The sequence below is a fragment of the Wolbachia endosymbiont (group A) of Crataerina pallida genome (assembly GCF_964028475.1).
GTDB lineage: Bacteria > Pseudomonadota > Alphaproteobacteria > Rickettsiales > Anaplasmataceae > Wolbachia > Wolbachia pipientis.
In genome coordinates, this window is the sequence record NZ_OZ034785.1 from 472212 (window position 1) to 495952 (window position 23741).

Annotated in this window: 11 protein-coding genes and 1 pseudogene; 6 read left to right on the top strand and 6 right to left on the bottom strand. The window is 35.3% G+C overall.

Annotation, left to right across the window (positions count from 1 at the left end):
* Window positions 1-72 precede the first annotated feature (72 nt).
* From ABWU55_RS02250 to ABWU55_RS02260, 3 genes are all read left to right on the top strand, one after another.
* Complete coding sequence (locus tag ABWU55_RS02250) at window positions 73-504, top strand: hypothetical protein (protein ID WP_174515653.1); 432 nt, start codon at window positions 73-75, stop codon at window positions 502-504.
* A 3-nt stretch (window positions 505-507) separates the two neighbouring features.
* Window positions 508-1131 carry a heme ABC exporter ATP-binding protein CcmA gene (gene ccmA / locus ABWU55_RS02255; RefSeq protein WP_007548816.1) on the top strand — a complete coding sequence of 208 codons (624 nt, stop codon included), beginning with the start codon at window positions 508-510 and terminating at the stop codon, window positions 1129-1131.
* Window positions 1132-2236: 1105 nt separating this feature from the next.
* Window positions 2237-3532 (top strand): Na+/H+ antiporter NhaC family protein, encoded by a 1296-nt coding sequence (locus ABWU55_RS02260; RefSeq protein WP_006280467.1) that lies wholly within the window; start codon window positions 2237-2239, stop codon window positions 3530-3532.
* Window positions 3533-4533: 1001 nt separating this feature from the next.
* Here ABWU55_RS02260 and ABWU55_RS02265 read toward each other — a convergent pair.
* The 5 genes from ABWU55_RS02265 to ABWU55_RS02285 form a co-directional block, all read right to left on the bottom strand.
* The gene (locus ABWU55_RS02265; RefSeq protein ID WP_010962566.1) at window positions 4534-4833 is read right to left on the bottom strand and encodes a type II toxin-antitoxin system RelE family toxin; all 300 of its coding nucleotides are present in this window, start codon (window positions 4831-4833) and stop codon (window positions 4534-4536) included.
* Window positions 4814-5038, bottom strand: coding sequence for a hypothetical protein (locus ABWU55_RS02270; protein ID WP_010962565.1), 225 nt, complete (start codon window positions 5036-5038; stop codon window positions 4814-4816). The genes ABWU55_RS02265 and ABWU55_RS02270 overlap by 20 nt, the downstream gene beginning before the upstream one ends.
* 94 nt (window positions 5039-5132) lie before the next feature.
* A complete protein-coding gene (gene argS, locus ABWU55_RS02275) occupies window positions 5133-6839 on the bottom strand; it encodes an arginine--tRNA ligase (RefSeq protein ID WP_010962564.1) in 1707 nt (568 codons plus the stop codon).
* A 93-nt stretch (window positions 6840-6932) separates the two neighbouring features.
* The gene (locus ABWU55_RS02280; protein WP_010962563.1) at window positions 6933-7151 is read right to left on the bottom strand and encodes a hypothetical protein; all 219 of its coding nucleotides are present in this window, start codon (window positions 7149-7151) and stop codon (window positions 6933-6935) included.
* A 195-nt stretch (window positions 7152-7346) separates the two neighbouring features.
* The gene (locus ABWU55_RS02285; protein ID WP_353286444.1) at window positions 7347-9062 is read right to left on the bottom strand and encodes an ABC transporter ATP-binding protein; all 1716 of its coding nucleotides are present in this window, start codon (window positions 9060-9062) and stop codon (window positions 7347-7349) included.
* Window positions 9063-9834: 772 nt separating this feature from the next.
* On the opposite strand from ABWU55_RS02285, the pseudogene ABWU55_RS02290 reads away from it, so the two are divergent.
* The 3 genes and pseudogenes from ABWU55_RS02290 to ABWU55_RS02300 form a co-directional block, all read left to right on the top strand.
* Window positions 9835-10080, top strand: a pseudogene (locus tag ABWU55_RS02290) (PD-(D/E)XK nuclease family transposase); the annotation flags it as partial.
* A 633-nt stretch (window positions 10081-10713) separates the two neighbouring features.
* Window positions 10714-12261, top strand: coding sequence for a group II intron reverse transcriptase/maturase (gene ltrA, locus ABWU55_RS02295; protein ID WP_151807757.1), 1548 nt, complete (start codon window positions 10714-10716; stop codon window positions 12259-12261).
* A complete protein-coding gene (locus ABWU55_RS02300; RefSeq protein ID WP_353286445.1) occupies window positions 12258-13064 on the top strand; it encodes an Rpn family recombination-promoting nuclease/putative transposase in 807 nt (268 codons plus the stop codon). The genes ltrA and ABWU55_RS02300 overlap by 4 nt, the downstream gene beginning before the upstream one ends.
* 331 nt (window positions 13065-13395) lie before the next feature.
* Here ABWU55_RS02300 and ABWU55_RS02305 read toward each other — a convergent pair whose 3' ends face one another.
* On the bottom strand, window positions 13396-23640 hold the full coding sequence (locus ABWU55_RS02305) for an ankyrin repeat domain-containing protein (protein WP_353286446.1): 10245 nt from the start codon (window positions 23638-23640) through the stop codon (window positions 13396-13398).
* Between the last annotated feature and the right edge of the window lie 101 nt (window positions 23641-23741).

Here is a 23741-nt window from a genome sequence, read left to right on the forward strand (position 1 = left end):
GCAAAAAAATTGCACAATTTCTATAATTATGGTATAATAGTAAGGGTATTTTTAATGAATTAGATACAGGAAATGCCACTTACACAGATCATATTATATAGCGTAACATTACTTGCTGTAGCTGCAGTATTTCTCTTTTTGAGAAAAATATACAAAAATCGCATTAGAAAAATCATATTTCCTAGAAAAGTTTTTAAAGAAGAGTGGGAAGAAGACAGAAAATTCAATGAATTATATCAAAAAAATAAGCAAAAAGAGTTGATGAAACAACAAGAAACGCTACGCGAGAAACAAAAAGATGTGCAAGTTTATAAAGAAGATCCAGAAATAGTTGACATAGCAAAACCGGTAGGTAAATGGACAAAGATGGTTATGATGGGTAATGGTTTAATGCAGCGTTTTGCACAATTGATACATAGAGAAGGCGGACAGAAAGGATTTTGGGAGCTGTTTGTAAAAGCTCAGGCTTCAACTCAAGGTAAACATAAGGGAAAGGGCAGATAATCCATGCTTGAATGTGAAAATTTATCCTGCACTCGTAATAATAAGGTACTATTTAAGAATCTCAGTTTTAAAGCTGAGCTAAAATCAAAGATTCTAATCACTGGTCCAAATGGTAGTGGTAAAACCAGCTTAATTAGAAGTTTATCTGGACTTTTACCGCCGGTATCAGGCAATATAAGGCACTGCGGAAAAGATATATATGATGATCCAAAATCCTATATATCTTCTATGGTCTATATAGGCCATAAGAATGCCTGTAAAGATAGCTTAACTGTTGCTCAAAACGTAGAATTCTGGGCAGGAATACGAAATACTAGAGAATTGATTGTGGCAGCTATTTGTTGCTTGCAGTTGCAACCTGTACTTAATATTAGATATGGCGAACTTTCTGCAGGCTGGAAAAGGAGAGTTGCGCTTGCTCGCCTCTTGATTTCTAATGCAAACGTTTGGCTGATAGATGAACCATTTTGTAATCTTGATAGTGCAACGTGTGAATTAGTGCTGAACCTAATCTCAATACGCTCTGAGCAAAATGGTATAGTAATTATTACAGGGCATAGCTCTACAGAGCAATTGTGTGATTTTACAACGATTGATATACGTAATTTCAATAGACTTCTTGTATAGTTTTTGGCAACAACCGCTAGAAATAAAAAACTTGCTTGACAAACTCCGCCAGCCCCCTTATCATAAACACTGAAGCTATTTATTTATCTTCTCTGTACAGATTAAATGACAAAAAAACTCACGTATCTGGTGTCTCGTGTTTAATTTTTTGCACTATGTGCACCTTATGTCTTTATCAAACTTCTACCTACATAAGCTGAAACGCGCTTATAAAGCGTTTAAAACATAAAAAAACGCCAACTTAAAAAATGGATAGTGAATAACTAGCTACCCTAGGGTTTCTTTTGCCTTTTTTTCTGTTTAGTAAATTTCTTAAACATTTATAGCTAAGGTTAGTTGCATTTAAAAGCAGCTGAGTCGCGGTTATTAAGCGTTTAGAATAAAAAAACGCCATACTTGAAAGTATAATGTAAGTAATTAGCCAACTACGGGGCTTCTTTTGCCTTTTTTTCTGTTTAGTAAATTTCTTAAATATTTATAGCTAAACGACAACCGTCATCCCGCTGCTTGTTAGCGGGATCTAGAGATACCGCGAATGAATCGCGGTATGACGGTTCGCGGTGGCATGACGATAAGCTCGTCATCCCGCTGCTTGTTAGCGGCTAAGGGATACCGCGAAGGGATACTGCGAATGAATCGCGGTATGACGGTTAATTATTCTGCGGCGGTATGACGTAGAGCTCGCGTTAGCTATACTTTTATACTCACCAACTCAGCTGGATCCAAGTAGTCAGCTACTTGGATGACAACCTGTTGAGGCTGCGCTTACACATTCCACTTTCTATGCTCACCAAACAAATTTGCTTACTCGCAGCAAAATTTTCTGGATCCAAGTAGTCAGCTACTCGGATGACATCTTTGTGTTTGAGGCAAAACCAGCTATAACATTTCTTCGCAAACAAATGTTCGTACAGTTGTGCGCGTGATGCTGGAATCTAGACAACAATTAGATCCTATTGTCAAGCAATAAGCTACATGTGCTATTTATTTAGTAGATTAAATATGAAGTTTAAAACTCTGCTATTGACTTCCTGTAGAACTAGTGAAAACCAAACTTGCTTAAAACCACTTAATTAGTTATAGTTATAAGTTTAGGTACAGTAAAATGACAGCTTTTGTCCCCTTGATTATTTTTTTAATCTTGTATCTTGGAAGTGGTGCTTATTTTTCTTTTATCGGAACTGATAATCCACTTCATCAGGTTTCACCAGTAATCTGCTTATTACCAGCACTATTTTTTGCTGTCTCACGTGGTACAAATAAAATTCAGCATAACATCGATACTGTTATCAAGGGCATGGGTGACAAAAACACCCTTACTATGTGTTTAATTTTTTTATTTTCTGGAGCATTTTCTGCGGTGACTCAATCAATCGGTAGCGCAGACACTGTTGCTAATTTAATTCTTAATTTCCTTCCAGCAAGATTACTGCTGCCTGGAGTATTTTTGGCTTCTGCTTTTATTTCAACTGCAATTGGCACATCTATGGGAGTTGTTGCGCTGATGGTACCTATAGCTGTTAATCTGGCAAAAAGTGGAGCTTTTGGTCTCGAAATAGGAACTGCAACTGTAGTAGGTGGTGCCGTGTTTGGCGATAACCTTTCGATGATATCTGATACCACCATTGCATCTGTTTCTTCACAGGAAGCTTCAGCAAAAGATAAACTTAAAATGAACTCTAAAGTTGCACTTATTGCCAGCATTATAACACTCATCTACCTAGCAGTTGCCTCAAATAGTACAAAAATTATTTCTATATCAAATTTAGATTATTATTCTATAATAAAAATTATTCCTTACATTTCTTTAATAATCATGGGGCTGCTTGAAGTCGCCACTTTAGTAACAATAACTATAAACATAATTATTGCTGGTGTGCTAGGAATAACTTTTTTTGACTATGCTATCATTCAATTTCCTCATGACGTGTATGACGGTTTCAAAAAAGTAAACGAAATAGTGATATTTGCTCTATTTATCGGTGGATTGAGCCATATAATGTACAAGCAAGGTCAAAAAGCGTTGCATAAACTCATCGATGAAAGCAATATCACAAAAACTAAAGCTGAATTTGTGATAGCAGGAATTGCGTCTATGTTTACTACCTTAGTTGCCAATAATACCATTGCTATTTTACTAAGTGGTGGCATTGCAAAAAGGCTTGCACAAAAACACAGTATTGCGCCACATCGCAGCGCATACTTATTAGATGTTTTTGCTTGTGCTACAAAAGGTATCTTACCTTATGGTTCCCAACTATTGCTAGCAGGTAGCATCGCCTCTGTATCACCTATTTCTTTATTAACACAGGTATATTATTGCTTTATTCTAGCGGCAGTTACAATAGGCGAAATAATCATCAACAGCAGAAAAGAGAAACATTGTGCGGCTGCAACTTAGAGTTTCTCTTTTTTTACCCATAAGGAACGGAATTACTTGACACCCTTCGCCAACCCCCTTATCATGAAACTGAAGCTATTTATTTATCTTCGCAATCTGTGCAGGTTAATGACAAAAAACTTAGGGTATTTGGCGTCTCATGTTTAATTTTTCGCACTACGTGCATCGCATGTCTTTAAAAATTTCTGGGTTTTTACCTATATAAGCCGAAACGCGCTTACAAAGCGTTTAAGACAGCAAAAAACGTCAAATTGACAAGGGAGAATTTGAATGCTAGCTACTACGGGGTTTCTTTGCCTTTTTTCCTGCTTAGTAAATTTCTTAAACACTTGCGGTGTAGGTTAGTTGTAAGTTAAAAGCAGCTAAATCGCTCTTAATCAAGCGTTTTAGAATAAAAAAAACGCCGATATTTTAGTACATAGTAAATAGCCAACCACCATGGGGCTTCTTTTGCCTTTTTTTTCATTTGGTAAATTTCTTAAACATTTATAGTTGCAATTTAAGAGCCCGTAAAGGGTGTCATTCCAGTGCCCCTGTGATGTATTCCAGTGCTTGACACTGGAATACAGTTTTCCATATAATCTCATCGAAAATGTTGTAACCACTTTCCATGCTAGTTTGCTTGTTCACAAGCAAACTTTTCTGGATCCCAGTGTCTGGGCACTGGGATGACAAGAGAAGGTACTAGCCTGACACCCTGACAACCGTCATCCCGCTGCTTGTTAGCGGGATCTATGCTAATGCCCTTTTATTCTTTCAATTATGTTATTTCCATTTAAATCTGTCTGTTCCGCAACTTCAGTGAATACAGTTGAATACTCCCTAAAACTGATCGTCATAACTTTACCCTACTTTGAATAATATTTTGATCATTACATATTGTAACAAAAAAAAATCAACTCATTTCTTCTAACGGCTCTATATTAAAGATAGAAAGTCCAGAAGCAATGACGTGTGCTAAGGCTTGGACAAGTTGCAGCGGTGAGATCTTTCTTATATTTTTAATTGTGTAATCTTCTGTGTTTGTAAATGTTTTTTCTATACCCCACTGCAGTAATAAGTACTTTACGTTCTGAATGATTTATGATGTAAATTATACGGTAGTTGCTAACCCTTATCCTATATTGCCCTCTAAAGCTATGACATAAAGGCTTTCCTAGATTAAAAGGATCAACTGTAAGGCGTTTCTTTATGGCCTCCTGAACCATTAATTTAATCTTTGCCGGAAGAGCTGGAATTTCTTTTTCAATAACATTTTTTAAGAATTTTATAGTGTAAGTTTTATTTCCAGATGTTTTCATCATCCTCTACTTCTTCTTCACCTTCAGAGAGGCGATCGTCAGCTATTTTGGATAGCTCTACATCTTCTTCGAACTCTTCTTCCACTAAATCTACTAAAACTTCAGGAATAGTTTTATTTTGAGTCTCTGCCATTTCTGTAAGATACTGAGCCAATTTACTGTCAAAACTTACATTAACATTGAGCTTTTTTTGACTGTGAGCCATATATTAACCAGAAAATACTACTATAAACTATAACATTTTTACTTAATTTTGTCAACTTCTCTATTCGTTGAAAAAACAATCTTGCATAAAAAAATCAACTCATCTCTTCCAAAGGCTCTATATTGAAGATAGAAAGTCCAGAAGCGATGACGTGTGCTAAGGCCTGCACGAGAAACATTCTTGCAGCGGTGAGGTTTAAGTTGTCTTCCAGTATGAAACGCATGTTTAAATCACTCTTGCCATACCCCCATAAAACGTGAAACGCTTCTGCAACTTCAAGTAAGTAGAAAGTAATTCTGTGTGGCTCACAAAGCCTTGCTGCAATTTCTACCACATCTGGCCACTTTGCTAAGGTTTTTATGAGGAAGAGCTCTCCACCTGTCCTTAAAAGTGAAGGATCTGCTGTTGGGAGCTCTTTTGGAGCATTACGCATTAACGAATGAGCACGAGCATGCGCATATTGCACGTAAAAAATAGGGTTGTCTTTTGACTGTTCTTTAACTTTAGCAAAATCAAAGTCCAAGACCATATCATTCTTGCGTGTTAGCATTATAAAACGAGTTATGTCCCTGCCAACTTCTTCCACTACATCTCTTGCTGTTAGGAAGTTTCCTGATCTTTTGGACATCTTAACAGGTTTGCCGTTCTCGAAAAAATTCACAATATTATGCAGTTTTACCTCTATTTTTGCTTGATCATCACTGAGCGCAGAGACGACTGCTTTGAGTCTTTTGACATAACCGCCGTGGTCACTACCAAGCTCTACGATCATATTGTTAAAACCACGCGATATCTTATCAAAATGGTAAGCGATATCCGAGGCAAAATAAGTCCAACTGCCGTCCTCTTTCTTCAATGCACGGTCAACGTCATCACCAAATTTTGTAGAGCGAAATAGCATCTCTTTTCTGGAAGTCCAATTTTCGCTTTCTTTGCCTTTTGGTTTCTCCAGGTACCCTTCATACACTAGACCCTTGTCAGACAATATCTTTATACTCTCTTCAATTTTGCCACTTTTTTGTAGCTCATACTCTGAAGTAAAAACATCATGATTTACTCCAAGTAAGTTCATGTCTTCCTTTATGATTTCTAAGATAGAACTTAAAGTATAGTCTCTAATCACTTGATTATCTTGCTTTTCTAGAAGCTCTGCGCCATATTTTTTGGCCAGCCCAGTCCCTATTGGTTTTAAATATTCACCTGGGTATAAACCTTTTTCGATGCTGATTTTTTCTCCCAGAGCTTCCTTATACCGCAAATATACTGACCGAATTAGCGTATCTATCTGCGCTCCAGCATCATTAATATAGTATTCCTTAGTAACTTTATAACCAACTTTTTTCAATAAATTTGCCAGAACGTCACCAAATACTGCCCCTCTTGCATGACCAATATGCAGTGGACCAGTTGGATTTGCAGATACAAATTCAACATTAATGGCCTGATTGTTCCCTATATCTAGGGTGCCAAACTCTGTTTTTAGCTCATTTATTTGTTTTAAAATTCCATGCCACACTTCTATTTTTAAGTGCATGTTGATGAAACCAGAGCCTGCTATTTCCACTTTTGCAACTTCATCAAAAAGTTCAAATTCTTTGGCTAAAACCTCTGCAATTTCAATGGGATTCTTCTTTTCATGCTTTGCAAGCACCATAGCAACATTTGTGTAAATGTCTCCATGGACTCTATTGCTTGGAGGCTCTATGATAAAGTTTGCTGCACTTGTGCTTATAACACCCCTTTGTTTCAACTCATTCAATTTACTAAAGATTAGAGAAGAAATCTGCTTAAAAATGTTCATTCACTATATTGCTATAAAATCTATAGCAGTATAGTGAATAAGTGGGACTAGTTGAAGGTTTATCTTAACTATTTTATCTTCCTGGATCAGAGTTTATATTAAGTCGTTGCCGTAACCATGGTAAGAGAAAGCCATACCTTCGCTGTAACCATCATTACCAGCATCAGGCTCTTCAACATCATCAGTTACTACCTGATCTTCAGTTGTGATTTTATCCTTGATCGTCTCGTCTACACCCTCATCACTATAAGAAAATTTGTTAGTATATGAATAGCGATTATTGATTTTATCACTATAGTTATGTTTTAACATAGAGACCTCCTATACAGTCAAAATTGGAATTACATTAAGATAGAACAAGCTATGAATATAACGTGAATGAAAGAAACTACAGATCACGAAATTTCCGGATAACTATGGAACCATTATAAAATAATAAAATTAAAAATTTAATAATTTTAATTATAAATCTAGCATATCAACTAACGGTATGATTTAAATTTTCTTTCAATTCCACTGTATCTTCGCCAGTTTTGCATACAGCCCGTCTTTACTCATTAGAAAGTCATGAGTTCCTACTTCTTCTACTTTTCCATGATTAATTACTATAATCTTGTCAGTCTTGAGTGCGGTTGATAGCCTGTGTGTAATTACGATTGTTGTTCTGTTTTGCATTAACTTGCTCAATGCTTTTTGCACGAGGTTCTCACTTTTGTAATCAAGGGCAGAGGTTGCTTCATCCAGTATTAAAACCTGAGGATTGTTGAGTATGGCCCTTGCTATTACAATACGTTGTTTTTGTCCTTCAGAAAGTTTTAATCCTCTTTTTCCTACAAATGTATCAAATTTATCAGGCAGCTTATCAATAAATTCCATCGCATAAGCGCTGATGGCTGCTTGCTTCACTTCCTCATATTCGGCACCTGGTTTGCCATATAGTATATTTTCCATTATTGAGCAAGAAAATATCATGTGATCTTGTGGCACTAAGCCAAACAACGATCTGAGGTCATTTAGCGCAATTGACTTAATATTGTGCCCATCGATAGTAATGCTGCCTCTGCTTGGATCATGAAAACGGAGCAGAAGCTTTAAAATGGTACTTTTACCACTGCCAGATGGTCCAACAATTGATACTGCCTGACCAGCCTCTATAGAAAACGATACATTGTTTAACGCTGGCTTATCAAGCTGAGATTCATAAAAAAATGTTACACCATTAAACGAAATTCCTTTTTTAACACTACAAATTTTTATAGGGTCATCGGCATCTACTATAGAACTTTTCATATTTTTAAATTCAAATAAACGCTCTACTATTCCAAGACCTCGTTGTAAATCACTGATATTATCGCTCAAATTATTTATAGCTCCTGTTGCGAGCACTGAATAAACCACAAATGAGGAGAGTTCTCCTATAGTTATATTATTGCTTAAGACTTCTTTAATACCAAAAAAGAGCAAAACAACTAGTGAACCTATCACACACGTGATAACTAGAGTTACTAAAATAGCACGCAAGAGTACTAATTTTACGTATGATTTTGATACTGAGTTTAAATGTTCCTTAAAACGGATTTTTTCATTTTCTTCGAGTACAAACGATTTGATAGTCACTATAGATCTAAAATTTTCCTCACTAAATGACGCAAGCTCACTTAATTTATCCTGGGCAAAGCGTGCATAGCTACGCACTTTTTTTCCAAGTGAAGTCATGATAATGAGTAGTATAGGTATTATTGCGGCTGCATACGCAGTTAGTTGTATATTTGTATATAATAACATAGCAACACTGCCAATCAGAATCACAAAATTTCGTAATATGGTTAGTAAGCTGCTGTTTATTATTGATTGCAGCACAGAGGTATCAGTAATTAACGCTGAGATAACATCTTGTACACCTGTGTTCTCAAAGAAACTTGGTTGCAAGTTAGTGATACTGCTATATAAGTCATATCTGATTCTTGCGATAACTTTCTCGCTGCCAATGCCAATGAAATATAACCGAGTAAATGCAGTGAGAGAAATGGCTAAAACTATAAGTATTGCAACTAATAGTTTGGTAGTAAAATCGTGCTCTGTGCCAGAATCAATTATATTGCTTAAGCCTCTGCCAAAGAGGAGGATCGTTAAGGCTGAAAATAAAACTGCAATAAAAGCTATGACAAAATAGGATAGATTAGGCTTTATATAGTAAAATAACTGCCTAATATTAGATCGCATCTTATTTTAAAGTTTCTAAAGTTAAGTATATAGATTTTAGTTTCAGGGGAAAGGGGAAAGGTGTAGTATGAAGCAATTTAGGTTCTGCAGCTGTTGTGATTTTAGTCCACCAAGAAAGGGTAGTAGCCCGCAGAAACGAAAAACTTGCTTGACAAACTCCGCCAGTCCTCTTATCATGGTATTGAAGGTATTCAGTTATCTTCATCTGTGCAGATTAAACAGCAAGAAAACAACGTAGTTGGCGTCTTATTTTTAATTTTTTGCACTATGTGCACCTTATGTCTTCACAACATTTCTAGGTTTTTACCTATATAAGCTGAAACGCGCTTATAAGTCGTTTAAGACAGTATAGTACGCCAATTTGCAGGATTAGAGAGTGACAACTAGCTAACACGGGGTTTCTTTTGCCTTTTTTTCTGCTTAGTAAATTTCTTAAACATTTAAACTAAGGTGAGTTGCATTTAAAAGCAGCTAAATTGCAGTGTTTAAGACTTAAAAAACGCCAATACTGAAAATAGACAATGACTAGGGCTTCTTTTGCCTTTTTTTTCGTTTGGTAAATTTCTTAAGTATTTATGGCTAAACGACAATCGTCATCCCGCTACGTGTTAGCGGGATCTATGTTAAGGTATGACGGTTCGTGGCGGCGTGACGATAAGCTCGTCATCCCGCTACGTGTTAGCGCCGCGGCGGTATAGCTATACTTAAAAATATGGTTGAACAGTTGTTAATAATAGTGTATAATTATTAATCTTTTCTCAGTATTTTTACTATGGCTCTTTCTAAATTTCTCGATCCAAAGTTAGATTTAACATTTAAGAAAATCTTTGGCACTGAAAAAAATAAGAATATTCTTATCCATTTTTTAAACGATATTTTAGGATGTACTGAAGTCAACACTATACAAGAAGTAGAATTCTTAAGCACCATTATGGACCCTGAAATTGCTTCTGATAAACAAAGCATTGTTGATGTTCTTTGCAGGGATTCTAGTGGGAACAGGTATATAATTGAGATGGTGCGACCTGAAAGTCTTCGGTCATATTGTTTAAAAGGAGAGGAATTCCTCCAGAAAGAAACTGAAAGGATTCTAAAACTTATTAAACCAGATGTTTTGCCATCTGAGTCTACGCATCAGTGCGAATCGGGCAACCGGTTGGTGCCAAGCGATGCGGACAATGAACCTCCTCTTGAAAAAGAAGATGCTCAATCGTGAGAGGAGCATAAACTACAAGCATCATGTGGTTGGAGAGCTAGGCTAGTGGTATGGTGAACGTAAGTGAAACTTCAAAGTATCGTAATTATGAAGGAGCTAAAGATGCTGATAAGCTCTAACCAAAAAGGTAATGTGGATAAGTTACATTTCTCATTTCTAGATGTACGCAAATAATAACTCCACCGGTATAGAGAAGTCACCTAACCCACTGTTGTATGACAGAAGGAACAGGGTAAGCCTGTATTTTCGCCTACATGGCAAGCAAACCGCAAGGAATGCTGATGGAAGTGCAGGTAAAGGAGAATGGAGAAAGCGAATGCCATTTTGTAACGAAATGGATAGAATTTGTAACATTAATTCGCGTGAAAACGAGCAGACTTCCGTTTGGTCCCTCGTGACAAGAAACTTTGTTAACCACTTAAGGTAGGAAAGCAGATGATTACAAGTAAACCTGTAAGTGCATCTACCGAAAGCTTTGAAGCATGGAAGCAGTTGCCATGGAAGAAATGCCAGAAAGTTATTGTGAGGCTACAAAGACGTATTGTTAAGGCTGTCCAAAAAGGAAGATGGGGTAAGGTAAAAGCTTTACAACATCTTCTCACACGCTCTTTTAGCGGAAAAGCTTTGGCTGTTAAGAGAGTAACTGAAAACCAAGGAAAAAACACAGCGGGTGTAGATCGTCAATTATGGTCAACTTGCAATGCTAAATTTCAAGGAATAAAGCAGTTAAAGCAAAGAGGATATAAACCTTCTCCGCTAAAACGGATTTATATCAGTAAATCTAATGGCAAAAGAAGACCTCTTGGAATACCATCGATAAAAGATAGAGCCATGCAAGCATTATATCTGTTTGCTCTGGAACCGATAGCTGAAACAATCAGTGATCGTCACTCCTATGGCTTTAGGCCTAAAAGATCCTGTGCAGATGCTACAGTAGCTTGTCATTTGTTACTGGCAAGTCGTAATCAACTACAATGGATACTTGAAGGTGATATCAAAGGATGCTTTGACAACATTAATCATGAATGGCTTATGAAGCATATTCCTATGGAGAAGAAAATTCTGCATAGTTGGTTAAAAGCTGGCTTCCTAGAATCGAAAACTCTGTATCCCACAACTGCAGGTACCCCGCAAGGTGGTATAATTTCTCCAATACTAGCCAATTTAGCCTTAAACGGACTTGAAAAGTTATTGGAAAGTCGATTTGGTAAACTCGGCAGTAGAAGAAGAAACAAAATCAGAAGTGGAGTGAACGTAATCAGATACGCAGACGACTTTATTATTTCAGGTTTCACACATGAAGTACTGGAAAATGAAGTTAAGCCTTTAGTATCATCTTTTCTTCATGAGCGAGGTTTAATTCTTTCAGAAGAGAAGACAAAGATTACATCTATCACAACAGGGTTTGACTTTCTTGGTTGTAATGTACGTAGATATAATAAGAAGTTAATTATTAAACCTTCGAAAGAAAGTATTAAAAGACTTCTTAATAAAGCACGTACATTGATAAAAGCAAATATAGCGAACACTCAGGCTATAGTAATTAAGTCACTCAACTCTCTACTGAGAGGATGGGGAAATTACTATCACCATGTGTGTGCTAAAAAAGCGTTTAGAAAGATCGACAATGAAATTTGGCATAGTTTATGGAAATGGGCAAAGAAAAGACATCCTCGTAAAGGATTACGTTGGATAAAGAATCGTTACTTCAAAGTAATGGGTCAACGCCAATGGGTCTTTGCTGCACCCATATGCAAGAACAAACCAAAAGAGATACGGTATTTAAGACTGCTTAAGCTGATTGATATACCTATCAGACGACATGTTAAAATCAGAGCGGATGCAAATCCCCTTGACTTAAAATGGAAAAAGTATTTTGATGAGAGAGTGAAACGAACAAGAATGTTAGCAAGCTCTTTCTCAAGAGAAGGTTCTCTACTGTTGGTGTCACCATTAAGAATGATGTTTCCTGAGGAATCATGAAGGACAAGCCGGTTCTAGAAAAGAAGAACTTAGATAAGGGGCTCAAGCGTAGTGTGGGGAAACCTGCATGCTGCGTTTCTAAGGGAGGGGGTAGTAGTAATACTGCTTCCTTACCTGACCAGCTCGCTCGTGATAAAGGCTTTGAAAAACGTGCTCAACTTTATGCTGCTAAGGCTTACTCAAGACAATTAGATAAATCTGGTAATTACATTGATCTTCAGAAAGTCTTTTTTATTGCTATTTCCAATTGTAACCTTCTGCCTGGAGAAGTTGACTATATTTCTACTCATAATATACGGGATATCAAAACCAATGGTCATTACTTAAAAGATCTACAATTTGTCTTTATTGAGTTGCCTAAGTTTTCAAAAAATAAGGTAGAGCAATTAGAGAATACTACAGAGAGATGGTGTTTCTTTTTTAAATACGCAGAAGAAACAACTGAAGAAGATCTAAAAAAGATAGCAGCAGAAGCTCCGATAATAAAGCTAGCATATGATGAATTAGACAGGTTTCGCTGGAATGAAAAGGATTTGATCGCATATGAAGAAAGAATATTGAGCGTGCAGAAAGAAAAAGCTATCCTTGCTCAAAAACTCGATGATGCTACTCACAAAGGTAGACAAGAAGGCATTCTCATTGGTGAAGAACGCGGCATCAAGATTGGTGAAGAGAAGGGTGAACAACAGGCTAAAATAGCTGTGGCCGAAAACTCACTCAAGGCCGGTGTTCCTATAGATGTTATAGCTCAAATTACCGGTCTCTCTCATTCTGAAATTTTACAACTCAGGGAAAAAACATAATTATTCACTTTAACATTTATAAAAACCTTTTCTAAGTTAGACATGTCCCCTAATTAAGAATCTAGTGAACTGTCTAAAACAGCTATGAAGATTGCACACAGAATTATATAAATTACTATCATAACATTACCCAAACTTCTATATCAAAGCTACGTACTGTAAGTTCAATATGGAAAACACATTAACCACTTAGCATTTAATGTCTACTTCATCCATTTTAGGATTAAGACTATCAAACTTGCTACTGGTTGTTTCCCTAATTATTTTGGCTACCCTCACTTTAAATTTTCCACTACTTGGCATATTATATCTCCATCTCTCATATTTTAATCTACCTACTGAGGTTATTCACAAGCTTAGTTACTCCTATATCAGAAAGACAAGTTGATACTTTTGAATGGCTGTGAACTGAAGCATTACTTAAATAACTTTGAGGCTCTAAACTCATTTGCTTTGCATCATCAACTTCTAATCTACCATCTCTGTTGTGTAATATCTGCTCTATTGATTGATTTAGCAGACCCTTATTAAATTGAGCTATAAACTGATCAAATTTCTTCGGACTTAATTTACCAGCTTCTCTACCAGGACATGCTTTCTCTACATACGATTTTAAAATCCCTGAAATTTCATTAAATTTACCACTCATGACTTTTCTAGTAATCTCTTTCTGCATTCCCATATAATCAATATTTAATCGATGCATTGATACACCACTTTTTAATCCAGCTTGCTCTACTACTTTCTCAAATCCATTTGTAATATTGAGTGTATATTCCTGTGCCTCTAGTGGAGATATAGACTGATCTACTGTAGAAATATACTTTTGACCTGTAACCCTTCTAATCAATAAGTCAAGTAACATTATCATACCATTTACATCTACTCTTGCATCTACTTGTGAGATTGGACTTGGAGTGCTCTCAGGTTTAGAACTTAACAATCCACTCACAGAGCTTCTTATCCAACCAAATAAATCATTTATCCATGAAGATGGTTTTGCGCCACTGCTTGTTGCTATTTCAGGTTGATTACTTGAATCTATAGCACGAGGTTTGCGTGATAAGTGATGAGAATTATGACCTCCATGGTGATGACGGCGTTTGCGTTGTACAGGTTTTTCTCTCTCTTTATTGAGCTCTTCCTCTAAATAATTTACAATATTATTATATCCTTTATCTCTAGCAATATCTAGCGGTGTTCTACCGTCAGCAGTTGAGGCATTAACATCAGCACCTCTCTCAACAAGATGCTCGACGATGTCTAATGAACCCAATGATACAGCCCAATGAAGAGGTGTCCAACCTTCATTATCTTTGACCTTAATATCAGCACTGTTATCTAAAAGAAGTTCAATTATATTAAAATTATTCTTTTGAATGGCCCAAAATAAAGGAGTCCAACCCTGCCTATCTTGAATATTAACATTAGCACCTCGTCTGATACTTTCTCTCACTTTTTCAAGATCTCCTTTTTCTGCAGCAATTAATAATTCTTTATCTAGATCTAACTGTTTTTGTTTCAAAACTTCTACTATATTTTCGTAACCCTTTTTAATAGCTAAGTCTAAAGGTGTTTGGCCATACATATCTGCAGCCTTGATATTAGCGCCTCTATCAAGAAGTAGTCTTACTACTTTTAACTTGCCTGCCTCAACAGCAAGATGCAAAGGTTTTTTATTATATGCATTTTGAGCCTCAATATCAGCACCTTTATCAAGAAGAAATTGAACCATATTTGAATTACCTTCTTGAGCCGCAAAGTGCAAGGGTGTTCCTTGATATGTGATCTCATTATTAAACTTGGCACCCTGAGCTATAAGGAACTTGACCGCATCCCATTTACTTCCCTGAGCGGCATAGATTATAGGTGTCCAACCATTATTACTATCTTGAGTATCTAAGCTAGCACCTCGACTTACAAAATCCTTAACTTCATTAAGACTACCATCCTGTACTGCAGTGAAAAATTGCTTATCTAGACTCAATTGTGTTTGTTGTAAGTATTCTGCAACATTATTATGTCCTTTATCTCTAGCAATATCTAGCGGTGTTTTGCCACTACTATCTTTAGTACCAATATTAGCCCCATTATTTATAAGATGCTGCAATATACCTAAATGACCATCCCAAGAAGCCAAGTGTAGTGGCGTCTCGCCATTTTCATCAGCCTCATTAATACTTGCTCCTTTCATGAGAAAAAGTTGTACAATCTCTTCATCATTGCTCTCAGCAGTAGTGTATGTAGGACCTCTACCATATACATCTTGAATATCCTTGTGATTATTCATAACAGCAAAGTGCATGGGAGTTCTGCCAAGTATATCTTTAGCATTCACATTAGCTTCCTTATCAACTAAAAACTCAGCAATACTTGAATGACCTTTCAATGCAGACCAGTGTAGTAGTGTGCAGCCATATTTATCAGTCGTATTAACACTCACATCTGTACTAACAAGAAACTCGACTGTGTCTAAGTTACCACTCCAAGTATAATAAAACCCGCCATGCGTTCTGTCGTCAATATCTTTAGCAATAAGATTATTAATTGTCTTTAGATCCTTTTCATTTTTTACAGTAAGTAATAATTCTCTATCTAAGTGTGCTTGCATAAAAACTTGCCTCATTCTATCAGAATTAGTATAACGTTCCTCATCTTCAGGAGTTCTACCACTGTTATCTTTAACATCAATATCAGCACCTTTACTTATAAGATACTTCACCATATCTAAATGATAAACAGAACGTGAAGCATAATATAGAGGGGTTTTACCATCCTTATCTTTAGCATTAATATCAACTCCTTCTTTTATAAGATACCCTGCTATATCTAAACGATTATTAATAGAAGCAAAATGTAACAGTGTCAAACCATCCTCACTTTGAATATCTAAACTAGCACCTTGATTTACAAGGTCTTGAACTTTACTAAGATCACCACTTTGTACTACAACCAATAGCTCCTTACATAATTCCAATTGTTTTTTACTTAAATATCCTATAACACTGATATAGTTCCTATTAATAGCAACGTCTAGTGGTGTTTTTCCATACTTATCCTTGATGTTTATATTTGCCTTTTTATCACGTACAAAATATTCTACTAAACCTAAGTAACCGTTCCAAGAGGCAAAATATAGAGGTGTTCTACCATTTTTATCAGCATCATTGATACTTGCCCCTTTTCTGAGAAGAACCTCTATTATATCTTTATTGTTTCTCTTTGCAGCACAATGTATAGGTTTCTCACCAAAAATGTTTTCAGCACTAATATTTGCACCTTTTTCTATCAAAAACCTTACAACCTCTAAATGACCTTTCAATGCAGCCCCATGCATAGGTGTCCAACCATCTTCATTAGAAGCATTGACATCAACACCTTTCTCAACAAGATACTGAGCTATAGTCAAATACCCTTTCAATCCAGCGTTATGAAAAGGGGTGTTACCATCTTTATCTTCAGCATTAATGCTAGCTCCTTGATTAATAAGATCTTTTACTTTACTCAGATCTCCTATTTTTGTAGCACTCAACAATTCTTTATCTAGTTCTGCTTTTCTTGAAGATCTTGTCGTATCTGAGTTGAGATCAGTATGTGAACTAGAGATATCCCTTCTTTTCACAGCATGCCCACAATCTTCAATATTCCATTTAAATTGATCACTCTTTGAATTCTTTGGAATCCAAGTAAATACTCTCCTCCTCTCGTCATCATAATTAAAATGATCAACAGCAGCATATAAATATTCGTTAAGTTCAACATTCATTATATAACATCTGCTACCAATAGGTTCTATCTTCCATGTATCTCGTCCAATTCTGCTCCACGGAATCCAAGTAAACACTTTCCTCCTCTCGTTATCATAATTAAAATGATCAACAGCACCGTATAAATATTCATTAAATTTAACATTCATTATAGAATAATCATCACCATCAAGTTCAATCTCCCATCTAAATTTATCATTCTTTTCATCTTTTGGAATCCAAGTAAATACTCTCCTCCTATCATTATCATAACTAAAATAATCATTAGCAGCATATAAATATTCATTTTGATAAATGTTTTTAATACATACTTTTGACGCAAATACTATATTCTTTACTGACTCTGGCAATCTGCTTTTTAGCTCCTCAAGATGAGATTTCTTTTCTTGATCAACATCAGGATAGTGTTCCATCTCCATTGCCTCTTTTATATAATAAGCTAACTTAAATACTGCACCATTATTTAAATCATTATTCCTTTGCATTGTATCAAACACAGCTATATAACCTGGAATAAGCTGAGCAATATAACCATGATTGCGTACAGAACTTAATATTTTTTTTGTATCTATCCTTCCATATACATCATTTATAACTGTTTTAATTATATCATCAAACAACTTTCCATCTGATTTATAAATTTCATTAGCAAGTCTATTAACCGAACCATAACGATCATGTAACATACCATCTTTTAGCTTCTCTTGTGCTACACTTTTTATTGAATGTCTTAACTTCTCTGCAAAAAACTCTGCCCATCTTTTTACGTTAGATGAAGTATCTGCTTGATTAATAATTTCCTTCTTTGCACTTTCAACTATCCCCATCATCTTATATGGGTCGTTACTTTTAGCTTCAATACTAGCATTCTTATCAAGAAAAAATTTGACCATATCTAGGTCACCACTACAAGCGGCTACATGCAGAGGTGTTCTACCATCATTACCTTTAGCCCCAATATCAGCACCTTTATCCACAAGAAACTTAGCTATATTCAAATTGCCTTGCTGAGCAGTCCAGTGCAGAGGGTTACAACCATAGATGTCTTTATCTTTAACACTAAAATGCTTCCTATCAAAAAGAATTTCTACTATGTCCAACCTACCTTTTTGGATAGCAATGTATAAAGGTGTTAAACGTTTACCTTCAATATCAATAGTTTCAATTTTTCTAGTTAAATCTTCAGCTTCACTGATATCACTTTGCACTATAGCATTAAATACCTGCTCTTTTAATAAAATTACTTTCTCCTTGTTAAAGTCCTCTATAATATCCTCTGAATTACAAACAGAGACTATGCACTTTGGATTAGAAACCATTGTATCATTAAAAGCGAACATCATTTCTCTTGCAGGTTGATAATTACTCCAATTCTCCACTTTTGCAATGGTGCTATTTCCATATGATAGCACTAAACTACCATCAGCAATCTCCATATCAAAACCCAATACAGACTTATCTCTAAAATCAACTAAACCAATGTCATTCTTGCTGATAGGTTGATTATGATAAATCTGTAACCCTTGTTCTTCTGGTTGATAATATCTGAAAGAGTTAGGGTTCATTTCTACATGCTCAAGCCTTAAGTTTGTACTATCAATCTTATAAAGCTCATTATTCATTCGTAATACAATTTGTTGATGTTCTGGGCTTTGAAAATAATCAACTAAACCAATGGATAAAGACCATTTAGTACCTTCACTACCAAGTACTGTAATATCTTTTATCTCTAAGCTATCCTCTGTAAGGTCAGAGATTGATTTGTTATAACATTCATTTATATAACTCCTTTCACCTTCTTCTATACCTATGCTATCAATATCTGCTACATTCAACTCAGCAAAATCAATAATATTATAAGGTATGCTTTGATAAGGTAACGCTTTGTTTTTTATTTTTATATTAAGCCTTATTGGCGACGATGAAATTTCGCTGTTTAATGTATCTGGTAGTTTAATGACATACCGATGGTGCATTTTCTCTCCTTCTACTGTAATGTCTTGATAGTAATTACATAGCACCATATAGTCATCATAACTATAGCTCCCTCTATTATTACGGTATTTCTGATAACTACTTGTAACGTCAGAATTATTATAGTTAAAATCAACAATGACTTGACCTGAGTACATGCCAGCAATTATCACTTTTCCATTAGGTACTCCCATATGATTTTTAATAACTTCTACTTGAGATACTGGTATGTCAAAATTATTGTTATTGACAATATCTTTTGCAATTTGGTAAGTATCAAGTAATTCTTGGTCTAGTATACTTGCTTGTATAAATGCTTTCAACTTTTTTGCACTATTGTGTATTACCTCTCTACTAATATCACTTCCTGAACTTTTCAGCTCTTGATATCTAATATCTTCTATTGTATCAGACAAAGACTTATCTTGTATTGCAACAGACTCTGTTATTCCATTGCTATTTACTTGAATTACTAGATTTTTAAAATCATTGATTTTAGTACTTGAAACAATACTTTGTGTATTATTAGCTAAAACATCTAAGCTATAGCCGACCTTTTCTATATCTTCACTTATTCCCCACTGTGTGATATTAGCAACTTGAACCTTTATTATGTCAATATTTCCTTTTATTTTTCCTGTACTGCCCAAATCACTTACTATCTTAGCATTATCACTATCTTCATTAACAACAAATATTGTTTGCTTTAATCCCCTGTTATGCACATTTTCTTTGTTAACTACTCTAACTTCATAATCTTTGTCTGTGCAGTTAAATGAATTCTGCCAGACTTCTGCATTTTTTACATTAATCAATCTTGTTTTACAGTGAGTAGTAATATTTTGCTTGCTGTCAGAATTAGACACATAGTTATATGTGTTAACCAATCTTATGTTATTACTATTACCATAACGTATAGTTCTACCATGCAAATTTGCAACGACATTATTAGCCTTAACATTCATTACTAGAGTATTTTCTTTTCCTGGTCCACCTTCAAGAGTACCAGACGTATAGTCATTAATAATAAAAATAGTTTCATTATTTTTTGAGCCAACATAACGTATATTACTACCCTCTGGAATATGCATTACTGCTGGATAATTTGCAGCTGCTGTTAACGTTCTTGGTCCTGAAATATATAATACTGATTCTCTAGGAAATGTTTGCTTTTTTGTATTACCAGGATCTTTCCTTTTTGGATTAGTAAAAATAAAAGGTTCGCCTGAGAGAGTAAAGCTCTCTTGACAATTTCTATAAATTTTGCCAATGTTACATGGAGCGAACGCATCGTCACCTGTGTGCTTTGTATTGATTGTTTTGCTGCATTGAGATTTTTGTATCGGATTTGTTAATGGTGCATCTACAATTCTTAAGCCAAGATTTTCATACTCGTATTTTGTTAGATGAGGGATATGTTTTGCATCCGTATTAACAACATAAACTTTCTTTTCTTCAATCTCTTGATAGCATTGAGGACTATTCTTTATACCACAGATAAACCTTTCCCAACCTTCACTCATAACCAAAGTATAAGGTGTCATAGTCAATATCTTAGAGATATCAATAGAAGACAAATTTCTCTTTACACTAGAGGCTATATTGATCTTGTCAAAAGAGATATCTTTATATTTTTTTTCTAAATCACATGTCCACTTCATCTGCGTCGCACACTCAGGACCATACGGTAATGGCATAATACATATAGCCTGTGCACCCATATTTTTAATCACCTCACTATATTTCTCTTCAATGGAGATTACGTATTGTACAACCGCATCTATGTCATAATTATCATTTAACAGTTTAATAGCTGCTTCTTTTACGTAAGTTAAATAACCTTTTATTCTAATTGTGTCTTCATATTCTTTTTCTACATCTCTTCCTGTAAAAAACTTGATTACCCCTGCAAAAAATACTTCCACTTGTTCACCACCAGGTAATAGAGGTACTTGCTCTGCTATTGCTTTAGTATATTCCATTCTTTCATGAACTTCTATGCCAATTGTTATCAATACATCAGCAACCATAGTAACTACTGCTGCCCTACCCAAAACTTTGCCTGCAGCAGATAATCCTCTTAAAATCTTAGTAGTTGTACTTACACTTTTCACTGTAAAGCTAACTCCTGCACTTACAGGCCTTATACTCATGCTTGCTAGCTTTACACCACTACTAGCTGTCCAATAATAATTTAATGGATGATGGTTGCCTTGAGCCATTTCCTTTATACTATACCCAAATTGATAAGCAATAGTTGCAAATGTAATACTTTGAACTACAGGATTACTGATAATCTTAACAAAAGTTTGACGTACAGGCTGTGGTATTTTACTAACCAATTTTCCTACTTTACTATTAGGAGAAATACTTACACTTGTCCTAACATCATCCATAGCATCAAGTATACCGTTGATACCAAATACCTGCTTTAAAGCATCATTATTATGCCGTTCAAGTGTTGCTGTATCACTTATACTATCAAGCAAGTCATATATAGCCATCATGGAAAAAAACTTTCCACCTTTTGCTCCTTTTATTTTCGCTGAATCAAATTTATCACGATCAAATGCAATTCCTTTTTCTTGAAGGCTGCTTTCTACATTACTAATATAATCTGCAAAAACTTTTTCACCAAGATCATCAAAATGATTTTTAAACGTATCAAAAGTATCTTCCCTAACACCTTTTGCTAGCAAGTTCTGTTTAATTTCCTCTACAATATTAGAGTAATCTTGATTAGTTTGAACATCACCTATATCTTCAATGTATTTTTTATTCTCTAACAACTGCTTATCATTTGATAGTTGATGTAATTTATCAAAGATTACTTCTTTTCCATCTTGAAATATACTATCTAGCTTTATTCTATAATCATCAATTTTTAAATAATATTCGCTACCTTGCTCTTTAATTTCTTCTATTATAGCATACTCTTTATCGCTGCTTACTTTTAACTTTATCTCAAGATTTTTCTCATCCAGTATATAATTTTCTATACTCTTAATATTTGCAGCATCATCTATCATTAATTCTTTATCATTACCACTATTGTCTTTGAATTTTACATTTACTTTACCACCATCAATCCTCACTTGAGGAGAATCTATTGTTATAATTTTTGTGTCATGAGCTTCAATACCAAATAACTCTTTAATAAGTCTTTCTTTTTCTTCGTTTGTAATCTTTTCTTCATCAAACGAATCTATGCAGGCCATACTTACACTTCTTTCTCTTCTTGGCTTTTTACTTGGTGGATACTCCGGCGATGAAGATTTTCTTTTAGAACACTGCCCTACAGTAGGTAACATATGAACTGAACTATGAACTACTTCAACAGGAATAAATCCTTCCTTAGCTGTCCTACTTGTTAAAATAAGTTTATTCGGATTATTAGATCCTTTATCGAAAACAACACCGATAAACTTTACCTCATCACCATCTGTAAGTGTTTTATAGGTAACACCTTCTTTGTATTCTTCATTTATTTGATCATTTGCTTCTCTCAATAAAGCTTGAGCTCCTTTGCCCTGCCTTGATGTCTTAAGTTCCAACCCTATTGGTGTGTACTCCTCAGCATTTCCACCTTGAGCCACAAACTTAATACCATGAACTAGCATGTCAATACGTTCTCCTCTACCAGTTTGAAACTCAGTTAAAACTAATGCTCTAGTTTCTGGTGATTCCTGTAATTTTAAGTCACTATAATAACTAAACACTCCATTCAATATTCCCTGGAAATGAGCTTCCTTATTAACGAGACTCTTAAAAGGAAAGATTCCTTCTCCAATTTTTTCTAATAATCTACTATATCCTCTTATTGATAAGGATTGGATATCTAGTGCTTTATCGAATGTTTCTTTTAACTCATTAGGATAAGGAACTTCTTTGAAAGTGCCTTGAAATCTGTCAGCTCCGTTGTTGTACTCTTGTAAAGAATTGTATTTTTCAGCCCAAACAGTAAGATATCTTCTAAAATCTGACTTGTATCTAGTATCAAAATTAAGACTTAATTCGACTATTTCCCTATCTCCTATTTCTCTGTTTAATCTCTCAAGAGGGAGCACTTCATCCAGCCCGTTCAGAACATCCTTTCTGTTAGCTTCAACAATATTTATTACATAAACCAACTTCTTTGTATTTTCTGGAATGAGCACCATTGTCACAACTGCATGACTCGCATCAAGATTAGCTGACAATCTCTCCCTGGCTCTTTCAGCTGCTAAACGTCCAGACCCACGAAGATTAGGACGTACCTCGGTAGGTATATTGTCTCCATAGATAAAAATGTATTTTTTAAAACCAGTTTTTAAATCTTCAACTCTATTTAGCAATAGTGATTGCCCTAGTAAAAATCTACTAAAATAATGTTTATCTCCCTTCTCAGGTGTACCAGGAAACGTATGATAAATACGTTCTAGATTATCTTTCACCTGTCCCTTTAATTCTATTGTTCCAATCCTTTGCGTATCCCAGTCATCAGCAGATTTTAGCATACCTTGAAAAAGAGGGATTATTTCTTCTCCACGATTTGATACCTTAATATCAGAGAAAGGAGATGGATTATCAAGGTTGACACCAACACATAAAATGTCATCTGCAGTAGTTAGAACTCGCTGAACGTTTGGTTGGAAGCCTTGTGCATACTTTTCTGCTTGCTGCAAAGCCCTATCTGGAGTGGCATTAGGACCTGCCCCTGCTTTTAATTCAATAATAATGGGAATAGAGTTTAATGCACGATCAGGACCACGAGCTAACAAGATAATATCTGCATAACCCCTTCCTGCAAATTGCTCTGAGTAAACTCTAAGATTGTACCTATAGTGGAAATTCATGAAAACGCCTACCATAAACCCATGATGTGCTGCTTCACGCGCACTACTATCATAGATTAATGAGTTTTCATATTTAGAATGAACTTTACTAATCTCTCCAA

What these genes read in the sequence shown, in the direction of transcription:
- ltrA (WP_151807757.1), top strand. Translation starts at nt 10,714, where the DNA reads ATGATTACAAGTAAACCTGTAAGTGCATCTACCGAAAGCTTTGAAGCA.
- ABWU55_RS02260 (WP_006280467.1), top strand. Translation starts at nt 2,237, where the DNA reads ATGACAGCTTTTGTCCCCTTGATTATTTTTTTAATCTTGTATCTTGGA.
- ABWU55_RS02300 (WP_353286445.1), top strand. Translation starts at nt 12,258, where the DNA reads ATGAAGGACAAGCCGGTTCTAGAAAAGAAGAACTTAGATAAGGGGCTC.
- ABWU55_RS02265 (WP_010962566.1), bottom strand. Translation starts at nt 4,833, where the DNA reads ATGAAAACATCTGGAAATAAAACTTACACTATAAAATTCTTAAAAAAT.
- ABWU55_RS02270 (WP_010962565.1), bottom strand. Translation starts at nt 5,038, where the DNA reads ATGGCTCACAGTCAAAAAAAGCTCAATGTTAATGTAAGTTTTGACAGT.
- ABWU55_RS02280 (WP_010962563.1), bottom strand. Translation starts at nt 7,151, where the DNA reads ATGTTAAAACATAACTATAGTGATAAAATCAATAATCGCTATTCATAT.
- ABWU55_RS02250 (WP_174515653.1), top strand. Translation starts at nt 73, where the DNA reads ATGCCACTTACACAGATCATATTATATAGCGTAACATTACTTGCTGTA.
- argS (WP_010962564.1), bottom strand. Translation starts at nt 6,839, where the DNA reads ATGAACATTTTTAAGCAGATTTCTTCTCTAATCTTTAGTAAATTGAAT.
- ccmA (WP_007548816.1), top strand. Translation starts at nt 508, where the DNA reads ATGCTTGAATGTGAAAATTTATCCTGCACTCGTAATAATAAGGTACTA.
- ABWU55_RS02285 (WP_353286444.1), bottom strand. Translation starts at nt 9,062, where the DNA reads ATGCGATCTAATATTAGGCAGTTATTTTACTATATAAAGCCTAATCTA.
- ABWU55_RS02305 (WP_353286446.1), bottom strand. Translation starts at nt 23,640, where the DNA reads ATGAATTTCCACTATAGGTACAATCTTAGAGTTTACTCAGAGCAATTT.